15 protein-coding genes are annotated in these 17,544 nt (G+C 75.3%); 5 read left to right on the top strand and 10 right to left on the bottom strand.

What is annotated here, in order from left to right:
- Positions 1-100: 100 nt before the first annotated feature.
- The 4 genes from ACQP2P_RS23035 to ACQP2P_RS23020 all read right to left on the bottom strand — a co-directional run bounded on the left by ACQP2P_RS23035 (position 101) and on the right by ACQP2P_RS23020 (position 5,561).
- Positions 101-292, bottom strand: coding sequence for a hypothetical protein (locus ACQP2P_RS23035; protein WP_433603974.1), 192 nt, complete (start codon positions 290-292; stop codon positions 101-103).
- A gap of 62 nt (positions 293-354) precedes the next feature.
- A complete protein-coding gene (locus ACQP2P_RS23030; protein ID WP_433603973.1) occupies positions 355-1,083 on the bottom strand; it encodes an STAS domain-containing protein in 729 nt (242 codons plus the stop codon).
- A gap of 392 nt (positions 1,084-1,475) precedes the next feature.
- Entirely contained in the window at positions 1,476-3,689 is a 2,214-nt protein-coding gene (locus ACQP2P_RS23025; protein ID WP_433603972.1) for an ABC transporter ATP-binding protein, read from the bottom strand.
- Between the two features lie 186 nt (positions 3,690-3,875).
- Entirely contained in the window at positions 3,876-5,561 is a 1,686-nt protein-coding gene (locus ACQP2P_RS23020; RefSeq protein ID WP_433603971.1) for an ABC transporter ATP-binding protein, read from the bottom strand.
- Positions 5,562-5,707: 146 nt separating this feature from the next.
- On the opposite strand from ACQP2P_RS23020, the gene ACQP2P_RS23015 reads away from it, so the two are divergent.
- Both ACQP2P_RS23015 and ACQP2P_RS23010 read left to right on the top strand, forming a co-directional pair.
- The gene (locus tag ACQP2P_RS23015; RefSeq protein WP_433603970.1) at positions 5,708-6,238 is read left to right on the top strand and encodes a DinB family protein; all 531 of its coding nucleotides are present in this window, start codon (positions 5,708-5,710) and stop codon (positions 6,236-6,238) included.
- 200 nt (positions 6,239-6,438) lie between these two features.
- The gene (locus ACQP2P_RS23010) at positions 6,439-7,827 is read left to right on the top strand and encodes a serine/threonine-protein kinase (RefSeq protein WP_433603969.1); all 1,389 of its coding nucleotides are present in this window, start codon (positions 6,439-6,441) and stop codon (positions 7,825-7,827) included.
- A 245-nt stretch (positions 7,828-8,072) separates the two neighbouring features.
- Here the strand turns inward: ACQP2P_RS23010 and ACQP2P_RS23005 are convergent, their stop codons facing one another.
- From ACQP2P_RS23005 to ACQP2P_RS22990, 4 genes are all read right to left on the bottom strand, one after another.
- Positions 8,073-8,864, bottom strand: a complete 792-nt coding sequence (locus ACQP2P_RS23005) for an FAD:protein FMN transferase (RefSeq protein ID WP_433603968.1) — start codon at positions 8,862-8,864, stop codon at positions 8,073-8,075.
- A complete protein-coding gene (locus ACQP2P_RS23000) occupies positions 8,861-9,337 on the bottom strand; it encodes an FMN-binding protein (RefSeq protein WP_433603967.1) in 477 nt (158 codons plus the stop codon). Before ACQP2P_RS23000 ends, ACQP2P_RS23005 begins: the two co-directional genes overlap by 4 nt.
- 9 nt (positions 9,338-9,346) lie before the next feature.
- On the bottom strand, positions 9,347-10,705 hold the full coding sequence (locus tag ACQP2P_RS22995) for a ferredoxin reductase family protein (protein WP_433603966.1): 1,359 nt from the start codon (positions 10,703-10,705) through the stop codon (positions 9,347-9,349).
- A gap of 90 nt (positions 10,706-10,795) precedes the next feature.
- Complete coding sequence (locus ACQP2P_RS22990; RefSeq protein ID WP_433603965.1) at positions 10,796-12,199, bottom strand: ferredoxin reductase family protein; 1,404 nt, start codon at positions 12,197-12,199, stop codon at positions 10,796-10,798.
- Positions 12,200-12,239: 40 nt separating this feature from the next.
- Between ACQP2P_RS22990 and ACQP2P_RS22985 the strand changes: the two genes are divergently transcribed.
- On the top strand, positions 12,240-12,491 hold the full coding sequence (locus ACQP2P_RS22985) for a hypothetical protein (RefSeq protein ID WP_433603964.1): 252 nt from the start codon (positions 12,240-12,242) through the stop codon (positions 12,489-12,491).
- 181 nt (positions 12,492-12,672) lie between these two features.
- Positions 12,673-15,117, top strand: coding sequence for a phosphoketolase family protein (locus ACQP2P_RS22980; protein ID WP_433603963.1), 2,445 nt, complete (start codon positions 12,673-12,675; stop codon positions 15,115-15,117).
- A gap of 253 nt (positions 15,118-15,370) precedes the next feature.
- Here ACQP2P_RS22980 and ACQP2P_RS22975 read toward each other — a convergent pair whose 3' ends face one another.
- Complete coding sequence (locus ACQP2P_RS22975) at positions 15,371-15,697, bottom strand: hypothetical protein (protein WP_433603962.1); 327 nt, start codon at positions 15,695-15,697, stop codon at positions 15,371-15,373.
- A gap of 115 nt (positions 15,698-15,812) precedes the next feature.
- Entirely contained in the window at positions 15,813-16,052 is a 240-nt protein-coding gene (locus tag ACQP2P_RS22970) for a zinc-ribbon domain-containing protein (protein WP_433603961.1), read from the bottom strand.
- A 185-nt stretch (positions 16,053-16,237) separates the two neighbouring features.
- Here ACQP2P_RS22970 and ACQP2P_RS22965 point away from each other — a divergent pair, with 185 nt between their 5' ends.
- A complete protein-coding gene (locus tag ACQP2P_RS22965) occupies positions 16,238-17,437 on the top strand; it encodes a sensor domain-containing phosphodiesterase (RefSeq protein ID WP_433603960.1) in 1,200 nt (399 codons plus the stop codon).
- Positions 17,438-17,544: the final 107 nt, after the last annotated feature.

Below are 17,544 nucleotides of genomic sequence, written 5' to 3'. Positions count from 1 at the left end.
CGGCTCCGCGGCGGGTGCGGCTGCCAGGACGAAGATCGCGCTGCTGGACCTCTTCATCGCCGAAGCCCTGCCGCGCGCCGCCGGGTCCTGGCCGCGGGCCTCAGGCGGCCTCCGCCACCGGATCCGTAGCGGGCGTGGCCGCCAGGACCGAGTCCGCGTGGCGGGCGGCCGGGCAGGGAGCGGCCCAGCCGCAGGCCGGGCACATGCCGTTGGCGGCCCCGACGGCGTGCCGGGCGAGCAGTTCGGCGGCGGTGCTGGCCAGAACGCTGTCGGACTGAACAATATAGGACACGAGGGCTCCCTCGAAGTGATCAAGTGGTGTGACGGCCAGGCCCATACCCCGTTGCAGGCGAATCAATCAATTTTCCTCGGCCGCCGTACGGTGGCCCACACGATCTTGCCGGTGACGGTCGGCGCGCTGCCCCAGGAGGCGCTCATCCCCTCGACGATGAGCAGCCCGTGCCCGCCGGTCTCGAGATCCGGGCAGCGCCGCCGCGGGAGCGTGGGGCTGCCGTCGCGCACGGCGATGACCACGTAGTAGCGGCCGAGCTCGACGGAGAACCCGATCTCGGTCCGCGCGTGCCGGACCGCGTTCGTGACCAGCTCCCCGGTGACCATGACCACCGGCCCGGCGATCTCGGCCACGCCCCACGCGGTGCAGGCGTCCTCGGCGACGGCCCGCGCCTGCGCCACCGACGAGGACAGCGGGAGCAGGAACGCGTGGCGGCGCGACGGGGCCGGCCGGCCCACGCGCCCGTCCAGCACCGCCGCGACGGACGGCGCCGTGGCCAGGTGCCGGCACACCGCCACCCGCGCGAGCCGGGCGGCGAGCTCCGGCGGCGCCCCGCACACGACGAGCGCCACGCCCGCCCCCTCGCAGCTGCGCCGCAGCACCGCGAGCACGGCGAGCTCGAGGTCGTCCTCGGCCCGCAGCCGCTCCGCGTCGAGGAGCACCACCTCGGGCCGGGCGGTGAGCGCCTTGTGCAGCGCCTTGCGCAGCCGCGGCGCGGTGGCACGCTCGAGGAGCCCGCTGGGCTTGAGAATCGCGAGCGGATAGTCCTCGACGACCGGACACAGGAACACGAGAGTCCCTTATCGCATCCCGTGTTCGGTAAACATCCCTTCGCGCTGCGTGCAGAATTCCTGGGTGCGCTCTGCTCGGCTCAGCTGGTCTCCCTGCCTGCTCAGAGACTCAGCCGGCCTGGTCGGGCCCCGCGGGCTCCCGACGTGGGCGAGGGGCAGCCTGCCTCGCGACGCAGGCGCATGTCGGCCCGTACCTCGATGACGGCGCCGCGTGTCGACGTGCCTCGCGACGCAGGCGCGTGTCGGCCCACCTCCGGACGCGGGCGCATGTCGGCCCGGCTCCCGACGCGGGCGCGTGACGGCCCGCCTCCCAACGCGGGCGCGTGACGGTCCGCCTCCCAACGCGGGCGCGTGACGGTCCGCCTCGCGGCGCGGGGTGCGGGACGGTCGGGTCAGCGCGTCTCCCAGGCTCGCCAGAGGCGGGCGTAGGCGCCGTCGGCCGCGACCAGCTCGGCGTGGGTGCCCTCCTCGACGACCCGGCCGCCGTCGAGCACGACGATGCGGTCGGCGGTCGCGGCCTGGGTCAGGCGGTGCGCGACGACGAGCGTCGTACGGCCCGCGGTCGCGGCCAGGGCCGAGGTCTCCAGGTGGCGGGCGCCGAGACTGCCCGCCTCCGCGGTGGCCTCGTCCAGCACGGCGACGGGCGGGTCGGCGAGCACGACCCGGGCCAGGGCCAGCTGCTGGGCCTGGGCGGCGGTGAGCGGGTGGCCGCCCTCGCCGACCACGGTCCGCAGGCCCTCGGGCAGGTCGCGGGCCCAGTCGAGCGCGTCGACGGTGGCCAGCGCCGCCGCCACTTCGGCGTCAGTCGCGCCCGGACGGGCCAGGCGCAGGTCCTCGACCAGCGGCCCGGCGAAGACGTGCGTCTCCTGGGTGACGACCGCGACCCGCGCGGTGCTGGGCGGGTGGCCGCCGACGGTGACGGTGCCGGAGCGCGGGTGCAGCAGGCCGGCGGCGATCGCGGCCAGCGTCGACTTGCCCGCGCCGGTCGACCCGACGAGCGCGACCCGGGTGCCGGGGGCGACGTGCAGCGTGACGCCGTGCAGGACATCGGTGCCGTCGTCGTACGCGAACGTGACGTCGCGCAGCATCAACCCGACTTGACGAAAATCAACATTGACGGCGCCAACATGAGCAGAATGCAGCTCGTCAACATCGCCGGCACGAGCGTCAACCCCAACGACGCGGACATCAACAGCTCGGGCATCAACATCGCCAACGCGGGCGTCACCATCGCGAGCGCATACGTCAACCTCGGCTGCGCCAGGGTCAACCGCAACCACACGGGCGTCACCATCGCCAGCGCATACGTCAACCTCCGCTGCGCGAGGGTCAACCACAGCAACGCTGGCGTCACCGTCACCGTCGCCATCGCGGGCGTCAACCTCCACTGCGCGAGGGTCAACCACAGCAGCGTCGCCATCGCCATCGCCATCGCCATCGCCAGCCCGGACCTTGACGTCAACACCGCGAGCGTCAACTGCAACAAGGCGGGCATCAACATCGCCAGCGCGGGCGCCGGCAGTGCCAGCGTCGGCAGTGCGGGCGTCGCCAGCGGAAGTGGCGGCAGCGTGGGCGCCGCCAGCGGCAGTGGCAGCGGCAGTGGCAGTGGCAGTGGCAGTGGCAGTGCGGGCGATCGGGACTTCGAGCACGCCGACCAGGCGGGCCAGGGCCGCGCCCGCCGCCTGGATGTCCGCGGCGCTGAAGAGCAGGCCGCCGATCGGGTTGAACAGGCGGTGGAACAGCACGGCCGCGGCCGCGGTCTCGCCGACGGTCACGTGGCCGGCGCGCACCAGGAAGTACCCGGCGACCACGATCGCCAGGACCCCGGCGAACTCGGCCCGGTTGACGCGGCCGACGAGCCGGGTGAAGAGCTTGAACACCGAGTACTCGACGTCGCGCGCGCGGGCCGAGGCCGCGTCGATGCCGCGGCGGTGGCGCTCCTCGAGCCGGTACGCGTGCACCGTCGCACGGCCGAGCATGCTCTCGACCAGCAGCCGGGCGCGGTCGGCGATCGCGATGCGCTGCTGACGGTAGCCCGGGGCCGAGCGCGGGAGGTACCAGCGCAGGCCCAGGACGTACAGGGGCAGGGAAACGGCGGCGGCCAGGCCCAGGCGCCAGTCGATCCCGGCCATGGTGGCGAGGCTGAGCACCGCCAGGAGCACCGAGTTGATCATGGTCGGGAGGATCTCGGACACCACGCGGTGCACGGCCGCCACGTCGGGGCCGACTCGGGCGAGCAGGTCGCCGCGGCCCGCGTGTTCGAGGGTGGCGGACGGCAGCCGCAGGGCGCGCTCGACGGTGGCCTCGCGCAGGGTGGCCAGCAGCCGGCCGCCCGTCCGCGCGACGAGGTAGGCGGCGAGCCCGGCCGTGAGCCCGGCGCCCAGCGCGGCGGCGCCGATGACCGCCCCGATGACGGCAAGGGCCGACGGGGAGGCGCCGGCCCGGACGCGGTCGACGAGCACGCCGAGCGCGGAGACCGGCACGATCGCGGCGGCCGCCCCGGCCAGCCCGACGGCGAGGGTGCCGGCGACCTCGAGCCGCCGCCGGCCGAGCGCACCGCGAACCCAGCGCCACGTGCCCCGAGCCGAGGCGATCGGCAGCGTCACCGCGGCACCGCCCGCGCACAGGAAAGCTCACCCGCGCCGAGCGCACCGCGAACCCAGCGCCACATGCCCCGGGCCGAGGCGATCGGCAGCCTCACCGCAGCACCGCCCGCGCACAGGAAAGCTCACCCGCGCCGAGCGCACCGCGAACCCAGCGCCACGCGCCCCGGGCCGAGGCGATCGGCAGCCTCACCGCAGCACCGCCCGCGCGTAGGACGGCTCGCCCGCGCCGAGGGTGGCGTGGGTGCCGACGGTGTGGACGCGGCCCGCGTCGAGGACCACGACCCGGTCGGCGGCGGCGAGCAGGGCGGGGCTGCTGGTGACCACGAGCGTCGTCAGGCCCCGGCGCAGCGCCCGTACGCCGAGCGCGAGCGACTGCTCGGTGACGGCGTCCACGGCGGTGGTCGGGTCGTGCAGGACGAGGATCGGCGGCCGGGCGAGCAGTGCCCGGGCGAGGGCGATCCGCTGCCGCTGGCCGCCGGAGAGCCCGGCGCCGCGCTCGTCGACGGCGTGCTCGATGCCGGCCGGGTGGGCGGCGAGGACCTCGTCGGCGGCCGAGGCCCGCAGCGCGGCGGCGAGCGTGTCCGGGTCGGCGCCGTCGGGCGCGAGGTTGTCGGCGAGCGTGCCGGCGAAGAGGTCGGTGTGGTGGGGTTCGACGTGCAGCAGCGCCCGGGCGGATCGCAGATCATGCAGCGGTACTCCCCCGAGTCGCGCCTCCCCGTCGAACTCCCCGGGCGCGACCCGCCCCGCGAGCAGCCCGACGAGCGCCTCGGCGTCGGCCGGCCGGTAGGCCACGACCCCCACGAACTCGCCGGGCCGCACGAGCAGGTCCAGCCCGTCGAGGGAGCCGTGACGCACCCCGGCCAGTTCGAGCGTGACGTCGTCGCCGGAGGGCGCGCGGGTGGGCTCCGGCAGCACCTCGGGCGCGTTGAGCACGAGCGCGACCCGCTCGGCCGAGCCGCGGGCCTGCGCGATCCAGCTCGGCACGACGGCGAGCATGCCCAGCGGCTCCATGAGGAACTGGGCGAGTCCGATGACGGCGATGAGCTCGCCGACGGTGATCCGGCCGGTGAGCGCGAACCAGCCCGCGAGCACGGCCACCCCGCCGGCGAGCAGGCCGCTGGTGGCGGTGGAGGCGGCCAGGTACGTGCCCTGGGTCCTCGCCGCGCGCAGCGACGCGGCGAGGGAGGCGCCGCTGACCTGCCGGTAGCGGCGGGCCGCGGCGTCCTCGGCCCCGATGCCGCGCAGCGGGCGCAGGCCCGTGACGAGGTCCGTGGCCAGCGACGAGGCCCGGCCGGCGAGATCCTGCTGGGCCTCGACGCGGCGGACGATGCGCGGTCCGGCGAGCTGCAGCAGGCCGAGCACGACGGGCGTGCCGCCGAGCACGGCGACCCCGAGGCGCCAGTCGACGGCGACGAGCGCGACGGCGCTGACCAGCGTGGCGGTCACGGCGCCGGCGACGCGGGGCACGTAGTCGAGCAGGTAGGAGACGTTGTCGGCGTCGGTGGACGCGACGGTGAGCAGCTCCCCGGCGCGCAGCGGGGTGCGGATGCCGCGCGGGTGCAGGATCTTCGCGGCGAGCTCGTCGCGCAGCAGGTACGCCTCGTCGGTGATGGCGCGCATGAGGTGGCGGCCGCCGAAGCGGTACGCCATCGTCAGCAGCCCGAAGAGGACGGTCAGGGCGCCGATCCAGGCGATCAGGGCGGGGCCGTCGCCGGGGGCCACCGCGCGGTCGATGCCGACGCCGATGAGGATCGGCACCGCCGACTCGCACAGCTGGTGGCAGCAGTAGAGCAGCGTGCCGAGGCCGGCGTGGCGGCGGTTGCGGGCGAGCGCCCGGCGCAGGATGCCGGAGGCGTGCAGCGGGGCGGTCACCGGAGTGAGGCTAGCCTAACCTGGGCGGGTCGCGGCACCGGGCCCGCACCGGCCGCGCCGGGCACACCGGGCCGCGCGGCCGCAGGGGGAACGCGCCGGGCCGCGCCAACGGTGCGCCGGGGCCGCTCGGGCGCGATACTCGTCGGATGGACGAGCACGCGCGGCCGGAGCCGCCGCCGGACGGGGACGAGGCCGCGACCCTGCTGGGGTTCCTCGACTACCAGCGGGCGACGCTCGCGTGGAAGTGCTCCGGGCTCGGCGCGGACGCGCTGCGGGCGACGGTGGGGGTCTCCTCGATGACGCTCGGCGGGCTGCTCAAGCACCTGGCGTACGTCGAGGACGACTGGTTCGCGTACCGGCTGGACGGCGAGGCGCGCCCCGAGCCCTGGGCGGGCGTGGACTGGGCGGCCGACCCGGACTGGGAGTGGCACTCGGCGGCCGGGGACGACCCCGAGGAGCTGCGGCGGCTCTGGCGGTCGAGCGTGGCCGGGGCGCGCGAGCGGACCGCCGCCGCCCTGCGCGACGGCGGGCTCGGGCGGCCGGCGGCCCGGCCCTGGGCCGACGGGCGCAGCCCGAGCCTGCGCTGGATCCTGTGCCACATGATCGAGGAGTACGCGCGGCACAACGGGCATGCCGACCTGCTCCGCGAGTCGATCGACGGCGCGACCGGCGAGTGAAGGCGCGGCCGCCGGAGGGCGGCGACCGCGGTACGAAGATTTGCGGACGCGCGCACCGTCGATGATCCCCGCGGGCCTGAGCGTGATCCTTGCGTTCATGCAACCAATTTGGCCGAGTCTTGGCTGGTGGGGGCGTTGCCGCGGTCCGTTCGCGGCGCTGCCGGGTCGCGGGGCGAGTGATCGGGTGCCAAACTACGTCGATGCAACCGCGGGTCATCGCTGGGCGGTACCGGCTCGACGACATCCTGGGCGTCGGCGGCGTGTCGACGGTCTGGCGGGCCCGCGACGAGGTGCTGGCGCGGGACGTGGCGGTCAAGCTGCTGTCCGGCCGGTATGCGAGCGACCCGGCGTTCCGGCTGCGCAGCCGGGTGGAGGCGCAGGCCGCCGCGGCGCTGTCGCACCCGAACGTCGCGCAGGTCCACGACTTCGGGGAGACCGTCGAGGGCGGGGTCCGCACGCCGTACATCGTCATGGAGCTCGTCCCCGGCCTGCCCCTCGATCAGCGCCTCGCCGACGCGCCCCTGCCCGTCGCCGAGGCGCTGCGGATCTGCGGCGAGGTCGCCGCCGGCCTGGCCGCCGCGCACGCCGCCGGCCTGGTCCACCGCGACGTGAAGCCGGCCAACGTCGTCCTCGCCCCGACCGGCGCGAAGGTGGTCGACTTCGGCATCGCCGCGACCGCCGACTCCGGCGACCCGGACGAGGAGCTCATGGGCACCCCGGCCTACCTGGCCCCGGAACGCATCGCCGGTGACCCGACCACCCCGGCATCCGACGTGTACTCCCTGGGCATGCTGCTCTACAAGCTGCTCGCCGGCCGCCTGCCCTGGTCCACGTCGCGGCCGGCGGAGACCCTCGACGCCCACCTCTTCGCCGAGCCGCCACCGCTGCCGGAGCTCGACGGCGTCCGGCCGGAGGTCGCCCGCCTGTGCCTGCGTTGCCTGGCCAAGAACCCCGCCGACCGGCCCACCGCCCACGACGTGGCCGCCTTCCTCGCGACCTGCGAACCCCCGGCCACCCCGGCCGCCACCCCGCCGCCGCGCCGGCGCCGCCTCCTCGTCGTCCTGGGCGCGGCGGCCGCGGCCGGCCTGCTCGCGTGGGCGCTGTTCCCGGCCTCGCAGCAGCGGGTGCCCGCCGCGGCGCAGCCCGGCCCGTCGCTCGAGCCGTCGACGGCGCCGGGCGGCCCGGCCCCGGCGGAGCCGCCCCCGACCTCCACGGCCGCCGCCCTCTCGGCCCGGCCGGTGACGACGACCGGTGCCGCCCCGACGTCCAGGGCCGCGGCCGCGCCCGGGGCGACGACAGGTTCGACGGGCACGGCGACGGGCCCGGCGACGGCCTCGGCCGAGCCGATGCCCGGGCCGCCGCGCACGTTCACGTCCGCGGGCGGCACCGTCCAGGCCCGGTGCACGCCGTCGGGGCAGGCCGAGCTGACGTCCTGGTCGGCGGCCTCGCCGTACCGGGTCGACTGGGTCAACCCGGGCCCGGCGGTCGCGGCGGTGGCCGCGTTCACGCACGGCAAGCGGTCGATCGACGTGACGGTCACCTGCGACGGCACCACCCCGACCGCGGCCACGACCAGCCACGGCGGCTGACCTTCACCGGCCCGGGAGCGGGGGTGCGGAACAGCTCCATCAACCGGCGCCGCTTTCGCCGCCCTCGCCCCGGTGCTGGCCGCCGCCGGGCTGCCGATCGTGGGGGCATGTTCGCCGCGGTGCTGCTCGTCCTGGCGCCGCTCGAGCTGTAGCTGGCCCGCCCGGCGCGGCCCGCGGGGGCGGTGTCGTGGCGGGTGCTGCTGCCGACGCTCGCCGCCGCCCTGCTGCCTGGGCTGAGGCGGGGCCTACGCGCTCGGGGCCGGGCCGGGCTCGGTCACCTGCACGAGGCCGGACGCGGAGACGAGCAGGGCCGCGTGGCCCTCCAGCGTGTTGAGCCAGGGCAGGCAGCCGGGGCCGCGGGCCACGGCGGCGGTCGCGTACACGTCGGCCCACAGCAGCTGCGGGCCGGTCACCGTCACCGCGCGGACCGCCGACGCCGGCCGGCCGGTGGTGGGATCGATGATGTGCCGGCCGCGGTGGGCGGTGCCGGAGGTGGCGACGGCACCGTCGCGGCGCTCGAGCACGTGCAGCAGCCCCGCGCGGTCGTCGGGGTGCTCGATGCCGACCCGCCACGCCGGGTGGTCGTCCTCGGCGTGCACGAGGACGTCGCCGCCGGCGTTGAGGCACCAGGAGCGGCCCCGCAGCTGCCGCAACCGTCCGGCCGCCCGCTGCACGGCCCAGCCCTTCACCAGGCCGGACGGGTCGAAGCGGGGCGTGCCGGTGCGCGGGTCGGGCAGCTCGCGCGGGTCGAACCAGCCGTCGGTGCGTTCCCGGGCCCGCTCGCACAGCGTGAGGACCTCGCCGAACGCCGGGTCCGCCGCCTCGGCTTCGAGCTCGCCGCGGGCCCAGTGGTTCAGGTCACTGTCGTCGCGGTACGGGCTGAAGACCGCGTCGGCGTGGCGCAGGTCGGCGAAGACGGCCTCGACACCGGCCCGGACCTCGGCGCTGTCCGGGTCGTCGCCGCGCACGTGGACGCTGACCGGCAGGCCCATGATCTGCTGGACCCAGGCACGGCGCGGGAGGGTCGCGGTGCTCATGCGTTGAGGTGGGCGGCGTCGAGGGCGGCCTGCAGCGACTCCTTGTAGCCGTCGCTGGTGACCGTGGCGCCGGAGACGGAGTCGATGTCGGCGCTCTGGGCGGCGATGGTCTCCCGCACCAGGGTCGGCAGGGCGCGCGCGTTGATCTGGCGGTCCTTGCCGTTGCTGTTCGGGTAGACGGGGACCGTGACGGCGGTGATCTTCCCGCCGGAGACGGTGATGGTGACCTGGACGTCGCCCCAGCGGGTCGGTGCGACCGAGCCCTGGTAGGTCGTCCCGCTCGCGGTGCCGTCCCCCGACCCGGTGCCGGTGTTGCCGGTGGTGGTGGACGAGGACGTGGTGCCGGAGCCGGTGCCGTCGGCCGCCGCGGCCGGTGTGGACGCGGGCGCGGCGGAGCCGAGGCTCGTGCGGTAGCTGAAGAGCAGCACGACGGCCGCGAAGGTGGAGAGCAGCCAGAGGGTGATGCGTCGCAAGGAAGGCTCCTACCAGGCGAACTGTTCGGTGTGGACGGGGCCGGCGCCGGCGCCGCGGGCCGCGGCCGTCGCGGCGGCGGTCCAGGCGTCGGGGCCGCAGACGTAGACCTGCGCACCGGCGATCTGCGGGGCGAGGTGGTGCAGGGGCGGGGCGCCGGCCGGCAGCCACGAGGCCTCGTGGGCGCGGGGGCCGAGCAGGTGCACGATCCGGACCCCGCGGTGGCGGGCCAGCCAGTCGAGCTCGGCCCGGAAGGCGACCTCGGCCTCGCTGCGGGCCCGGTAGACCAGGGTGGCCTGCCCGGGGGCGTAGGGCAGCTCGCCGAGGAGGGCCAGCAGCGGGGTGACGCCGATGCCGCAGGCCAGCATGACGACCGGGCCGCCGGTGTACCGCTCGCCGGTCAGCTTGCCGTAGGGGCCCTCGATGAGCGCGCGGGTGCCCGGCCGCAGCCCAGCGACGCGGGCGCTGCCATCGCCGAGGTCCTTGACGGTGATGCGCAGCACGCCGGTGTGCGGGGTCGCCGACAGGGAGTACGGGTGGGAGCGGGACCAGCCGTGCCCGTCGAGGAAGCGCCACTGGAAGAACTGCCCGGCCCGCACCGGCAGCTCGGCGAGGTCCCGGCCGCGCAGGTACACCGAGGTCAGGCCCGGTCCCTCGGGGACGACCCGGTCGACGACGAGCCGGTGCCGCCAGTTGCGCCACGCGGGCAGCCCGAGGCGGTAGGCGACGACGGCCCCGGCCGAGACCGCGTACAGGGTCCACCAGTAGGCCCGCGACCACGGCGAGGAGACGAAATCGGTGCCCGTCCAGATCTGGTGCGGCAGGGCCAGACCGACGCCGAGGTACGCGTACAGGTGCAGCAGATGCCACGACTCGTAGCGCAGCCGCCGCCGGGCCGCCCGCACCGACGTCACCACGACGAGCACGAGCAGCAGGGTCCCCGCGGTGGCCAGCAGCATCCCGGGGTAGTCGACGACCAGGTCCCACAGCTCGGCGAACACGTTGACGTGCGCGTCGCCCGCGTAGCCGACGGTGATGAGCACGATGTGCGCGAGCATGAGGTGGAACGAGGTGAACCCGGTCCAGCGGTGCCAGCGGGCCAGGCGGTCCTGCCCGAACGCCCGCTCGACCACCGGCACCCGGGCCATCAGCAGCACCTGCAGCAACAGCAGGTCGGAGGCGAGCAGCCCGGTGAGCCGGCCGAGGGAGTCCGTCCAGGACTGGGCCACGGCCTGCACCCCGCCGCCCGCGACCCACAGCGCGGTCACCACGAGCAGGCTCACGAACGCGGCCGCGCCGCCGGCGTCGGCCCACCATCGTGGGGTGGCGGCGCGCACGGCGCGGACCGGCGGGGCGAGGGTCGTCGTCATGTCCGTAACCATCGGCGACGATCCTGTGAGCCGGCCTCCGGGCGGCTAAGAATCCCTTAAGAGACGCGGCAGCCGGACAGGGGGCGGGCGTCAGCGCCAGTCGAAGTGCTCGCGGTGGATCTGGCGGCTCGGGACGCCCGCCCGGCGCAGCCGGCGCACGAACGCGTCGACCATCGGGGCCGGTCCGCACAGGAAGACCGACACCCGGCCCGGGTCGTCGCCGGTCCCGGCCGCGGCGAGGACGTCGTCGGCGGCGAGGAAGCCGCGGGCGGCGGAGTCGTGCCGGTGCACCCGCAGGTTCGGGTGCGCGGCGGCGACGTCGGCGATCTCACGCGCGAACGGCGCGTCGCCCACGGTGCTGTAGAACAGGTCGACGCGGGGCGGCAGCGGGTGCCGGTCGAGGGCCCGAAGCCAGCTCAGGAACGGCGTGATGCCGATGCCGCCGGCGATCCAGATCTGCCGGTCGGTGCCGCGGGTGTGGTCGAAGCGGCCGTGGGGGCCGCCGACGACCGCGGGCATGCCGGGGCGCACGAGGGTCTGGATGCGGGTGGTGTCGTCGCCGAGGGCCTTGATGGTGAAGCGCAGCACATCGTCGTGCGGGGCGCTGGAGATGGTGAACGGGTGCCGCCGCCAGCCGTCGGCGCTCTCCAGGAACAGCATGGCGAACTGTCCCGGCGTGAAGTGCAGCGGCCGGCCGACCGGGGTGAGCGCGAGCTCGGTCAGGCCCGGGGCGATCGTGGTCACGGCGGCGACCTGATAGTCGTGCAGCGGCAGGAAGTACCGGGCGATCGTCTCGCGGTACACGTAGCAGGCGATCCCGATGCCGCCGGCGACCAGGTAGCTCCAGCGCAGGATCCGGGAGCCGAACATCGTCGCGTCGAGCAGCCCGTGCACGAACGCGGCCGCCAGGAACAGCCCGGTCAGCCGGTGCAGCGCGCGCCAGCGCTCGTAGCCGCCGAGCAGCCGGCGCGACGCCCGCCGCAGGTGCGGCAGCAGCGGCGAGCGGGCGATGTACGGCGCCAGCCACGGCAGCATCGTGCGCCACCGCGGTGCGACGGCCCAGACCGCGAGCGCGACGAGCCCCCACACGCCGACCTGCGCGAGCAGGCCGCCGACGTCGGCGCCGCGACCGCCGGACGTCGGCGGCCCGGCCTGCGGCGGCGGCCCGTGGCGGCCGGAGGAGAACAGCACGTGCGGGATCACCAGGACCATGCCGGTCACCGAGAGCCGCCGGTGCCAGATCGCGGCGCGGTCGATGCCGTCGAACCACGACTCGACGGCGGGCAGCACCGAGATGAGGACGATCGCGGCCGCCATGAGCAGGACGGCCTCGGCGCCCGCGAGCTGGCCCGCGAACGACAGCCAGCCGCCGTCGCCCGGCCCGACGACCAGCCACAGCACGGCGAACAGCCCCGCGACGGCGAGGACGCCGGCGGGTCCTCGGCCGCGGGCCGGGGCCCTCGACCCGCGCACCGACGGGGCAAGCACACTCACCCCATCACCATCCCACCCGACGGGCCTCTGTGCCGGCGCAATGCCGGCGCACGCTCGCCGCCGGCAGCGGGGCTGCACCGCCCCGCAGCCGCTCGGCCGGGTCATCACCGTGTACTTCCTCGCGTTCGGGCTCCTGCCGCTGCCCGGCGGCCGGCTCGTCGACCGGTTCGGGGGACGCCGGGGCGCTGGGCGGGCGCGCCCGGCCGCCGGACCCGTCTGCGTCCTCGTCGCTGCCGCTGCCGGCGATGTGCGGCCCGAGGCCGAGGCGGTCGGCCGCTGTCGGACAATGTGATTGACCTCCGACCCGGTGGGGTAGCGGCTTGTTGTGCGGCTCATGCTGCGCCGTCTCCCGGCGGATGGGCCGCACACTCGTGTGGCGTCCGGCCGGTTCACGGCCCGTCCGGCCGGACGCCTCCCGCGTCGCGGTGACCGGCTCGCGTCTACACGGCATGTGCCGGGGTAGCGGCGCCCGTATGACGACTACGACCGCCGGTCCGACCACTGTCGAGGGCCCCGCGCCGCTCGGCCCCGCCCAGGGCGTGCTCGACCGCGACCGGCTGGAGCGGCTGGACGCCTGGTGGCGGGCCGCCAACTACCTGTCCGTGGGCCAGATCTACCTGCTGGACAACCCGCTGCTGCGCGAGCCGCTGAGCCCCGAGCACATCAAGCCGCGGCTGCTGGGCCACTGGGGCACGACGCCGGGACTGAATCTCGTCTGGGCCCACGCGACCCGGCTCGTGCGCGAGCGGGACCTCGACGCGGTGTTCGTCGCGGGACCGGGCCACGGCGGCCCCGGCCCCAACGCGGCCGCCTGGCTCGAGGGCACGTACAGCGAGTTGTACAGCCACATCTCCCAGGACTGCGAGGGGCTGCGGCGGTTCTTCCGGCAGTTCTCGTTCCCCGGCGGCGTGCCCAGCCACGCGGCCCCGGAGACGCCCGGCTCCTTCCACGAGGGCGGGGAGCTGGGGTACTCGCTGCTGCACGCGTTCGGGGCCGTGCTGGACAACCCGGGCCTCGTCGCGTTCTGCGTCGTCGGCGACGGCGAGGCCGAGACCGGCCCCCTGGCCGCCAGCTGGCACGTCGGCAAGCTGCTGGACCCGGCCCACGACGGCGCGGTGGTGCCGGTCCTGCACCTCAACGGGTACAAGATCGCGAATCCGGCGATGCTGGCCCGCATCCCCGAGGACGATCTGGTGGCGCTGCTGCGGGGCTACGGGTACGACCCGGCGATCGTGGCCGGCGACGACCCGGCCGACGTCCATCAGCAGCTCGCCGGGGTCCTCGACCGCACCGCCGACACGATCCGGGAGATCCAGGCGGTCGCCCGCGGCGGCGGCGACCTGGTCCGGCCGGTGCGGTGGCCGATGGTGGTCCTGCGCACGCCCAAGGGCTGGACCGGCCCGGTCGAGGTCGACGGCCAGCCGGTCGAGGGCACCTTCCGCGCCCACCAGGTGCCGCTGCCGGGCGTGCGCACCGATCCCGGGCACCTGCGGGCGCTGGAGCGCTGGATGCGCTCGTACCGCCCCGAGGAGCTGTTCGACGCGGACGGGCGCCCGGCGCCGGCGCTGCTGGAGTCGAACCCGGCCGGCGAGCGGCGCATGAGCGCCAACCCCCACACGAACGGCGGGCTGCTGCGCAAGGACCTCGAGCTGCCGGCCTGGCGGCGCTACGCCGTGGAGGTGCCGAACCCGGGCACCGTCGCGCACGAGGCGACCCGGGTGCTCGGCCGCTGGCTGCGCGACGTGGTGGCGATCAACCCGGACTCGTTCCTGATCACGGCCCCGGACGAGCTGGCCAGCAACCGCCTGCAGGACGTGCTGGAGGTGACCGGCCGCCGGTGGAACGCGCTCACCGAGCCCGCCGACGACCGGCTCGACCCGGCCGGGCGGGTCGTCGAGCTGCTGTCCGAGCACGTCTGCCAGGGACTGCTGGAGGGGTACCTGCTCACCGGCCGCCACGGTCTGTTCACCTGCTACGAGGCGTTCATCCACATCGTCGACGCCATGCTCAACCAGCACGCGAAGTGGCTGGACTCGACGTCGCGCATCCCGTGGCGGCGGCCGCTGGCGTCGCTGAACTACCTGCTGTCCTCGCACGTGTGGCGCCAGGACCACAACGGCTTCACGCACCAGGACCCGGGCTTCCTCGACGTGGTGCTGAACAAGAAGCCGGAGGTGGTCCGGGTCTACCTGCCGCCGGACGCCAACACGCTGCTGTGCACCTACGACCACTGCCTGCGCAGCCGTCACTACGTCAACGTCGTGGTCGCCGGGAAGCAGCCGGCGCTGTCGTACCTGCGCGCCGAGGACGCCGCCCTGCACTGCGCCCGCGGACTGGGCATCTGGCCGTGGGCCGGCACCGAGCCGGCGGGTGTCGCCGACGCGGAGCCCGACGTGGTCCTGGCCTGCGCCGGTGACGTCCCGACGCTGGAGACGCTGGCGGCCGCCGCGATCGTGCGGGAGCGGCTGCCGGACCTGCGGGTCCGCGTCGTCAACGTGGTGGACCTGATGCGCCTGCTGCCCGAGTCGCGGCACCCGCACGGGCTGCCGGACCGCGAGTTCGACGCCATGTTCACCGCCGACCGGCCGGTGATCTTCGCGTTCCACGGCTACCCGTGGCTCATCCACCGGCTGACGTACGCGCGCGTCAACCACGAGCACATGCACGTCCACGGCTACCAGGAGCACGGCACCACGACCACGCCGTTCGACATGGTGATGCTCAACAACCTCGACCGGTACCGGCTCGTCATCGACGTCGTCGACCGCGTGCCGGGCCTGGCGGTGCGGGCGGCGCCGCTGCGCCAGGAGATGGCGGACGCCCGGCTGGCGGCCCGCACCTACACCCGCGACCACGGCGAGGACCCGCCCGGGATCGCCGGCTGGACCTGGCCCGGCGATCCGCCCGCACCCGCCTGACGCGGCCCGCGATCGGCTCCGGGGGTCGTGACTGGTGTCACACCGGCCGAGTGGAATCGCGAGGGGCTGGGCACCGTTGTGGTGAGCGTCGGTGTGACTGTGTCCCAGGGCCTCAATCACATTGCCGTCGCGGAACACCGTTCGGCTGGAGCCGCGTCGCGCCACTCGCCATTAGGCGACCACACACCGGCCTTCGCAGCGGCGGCCCGGCACCCGATGGTGCCGGGCCGTCCTGCTGCCGCAGCCGCGACGCTCAGGCGAGCGATCTGAGCAGTGCGGCCGCGGCCGATGCGCCCAGGGCCGCAGCGGCCGGTTCGTCGTCGCCGATCACCACGGACGGACAGGGCACCGGCGCCGCGGCCCCGATCAGGATCGCGCCGCACAGGTCCGCGCCCGCCGGCGGCTCGCCGCGGCCGAACCGGACCACGTACCCGTGGCGGTCGAGCGTCTCCACGATGCACTCGACGACCGCGGCCCACGGGCCGGTCAGCGGGTGCGGGCAGCGGACGTACACCACCCCGGGTAACGCCCGGTCCGGCGCCGGCAGCTCCCGCACGCCGGCGATCGCCGAGTTCGGCATGACTCTCCTCCCCACAGAGAGCGCTCTCTGCATTATCTCCGACAAGGCGACAGGACGCTTGAGAGCGCTCTCTGGACAAGCTTGGCGGGACCGCCGGTGGAGTGTCAAGCAAGGCTCAGGCGGCCACGAGCCGCCCCGCCTCCTCGCCGCTCACCTTCGTCGCCGCCCGGCAGGCCGGGTTCTGGCACTCCACGAGGTGCTTGACGCGGATCGGGAAGAGCGGGATGAAGAACAGGCTGAGCTTCGTGACCTCCCGCACGAGCGGCAGGCGCTGGCTCTGCCCGCACACCCGGCACACGAACGCCACCCAGCGCAGGAACTCGCGCTTCGTCCGGAACCCGAAGATGACCAGCATCGCCGCAGCTTACGCGGCGCGGTCCGGCGGCGTGGACCCGCGGGAGCGTCCGTGACCGTCCCGGGATCCGGCTCCCGCACCGGCAACTCCCATCGGCACACCCGGCGTCGCGAGGCGGCCGGGAAAGCGCTCAGAGTCGGCTCCGGAGGGCCGATGACCCACGCGACCCGGCACGGAGGTGGCCTGTGGACTACGAGTCGGACGCTCGTGCACAGCTGCAGCGACTGCTGCGCTTCGCCCGCACCCAGCTCGGCATGGACGTCGCGTGGATCTCCCGGTTCAGCGCCGACGAGCAGGTGATCAGGCTCGCCGACGGCGCCCTCGACGAGATGCGCGTCGTGCTCGGCGAGGGCCGTGCCCTGGCCGGCTCGTTCTGCTCCCGGGTGATCGCGGGCACGCTGCCGCCCCTGGTCCCCGACGCCCGGCGGCACCCGGTCAGCCGCGACCTGGACATCACCGCGACGATGGGCATCGGCTCCTACGTCGGCGTCCCCTGGCACGACGCCGACGGCCGGACCGCGGGCATGCTGTGCTGCGTGAGCCGCAGCCCCGCCCCGGCGCTCGGCGACCGGGCCGTGGACTTCCTCACGCTGCTCGCGGAGGTGGTCAGCGGGCACCTCGACCACGCCACCGCGCTCGGCCCGGCGCACACCGTGACCGGGAACCTCACCGCGCTCGACGTCCGGATGGTGTTCCAGCCCGTGGTGCGGCTGGCGCCCGACACCGTGGTGGCGTACGAGGCGCTGGCGCGCTTCGACGACCCGCGCTTCCCGACGCCCGCGCACGCGTTCGCCGAGGCCAGCCACGCCGGGATGGGGGCGGAGCTGGAGCACCTCGCGGTGCGGCGCGCCCTCGAGCACCTCGACACGATGCCCGACGGGGCCTGGCTCGGGGTGAACCTCTCCGCCGAGGCCGTGCTGACCGCGGACATCCAGGCGACCCTGCTGCGGTACGCGCACCGCCGCATCGGCATCGAGCTCACCGAGCACACCCAGGTCGGCGACTACGGGCGCCTCGTGACCGCCACCGACCGCCTGCGCGACGCGGGCATCCAGCTGGCGATCGACGACGCCGGGGCCGGGTACGCGAGCCTCCGCCACATCCTGCAGCTGCGCCCCGACGTCATCAAGCTCGACATCGACCTCATCCGCCGGGTTCACGCCGATCCGGTGCGGCAGGCGTTGACCCGGTCGCTCGTCTCCTTCGCGGCGGACATCGGCGCGTCGCTGATCGCGGAGGGGATCGAGACCCGCCAGGAGCGTGATGCGCTGCTGGAGCTCGGGGTCACGTTCGGTCAGGGGTACTACCTCGGGGGGCCGGGCAGCCTGCCCGTTCGCGGTCTGGGCGCCGCGCCGCTGGCGCTCGTCGTGCCTGAGCCGCACTGACCCGCGGGCGGCGCTTTCGCCCTTTCGTCCTTCATCCCCTTCGGGGGCGCCTTCGGGGGCGTCTTCGCCTTTCGCCCCTTCAGGCGCGCCTTCGGGGGCGTCTTCGG

The sequence above is a fragment of the Dactylosporangium sp. CA-139114 genome (assembly GCF_050955725.1).
Classification (GTDB): domain Bacteria; phylum Actinomycetota; class Actinomycetes; order Mycobacteriales; family Micromonosporaceae; genus Dactylosporangium.
This window is presented reverse-complemented; position numbering and strand designations above follow the sequence as displayed.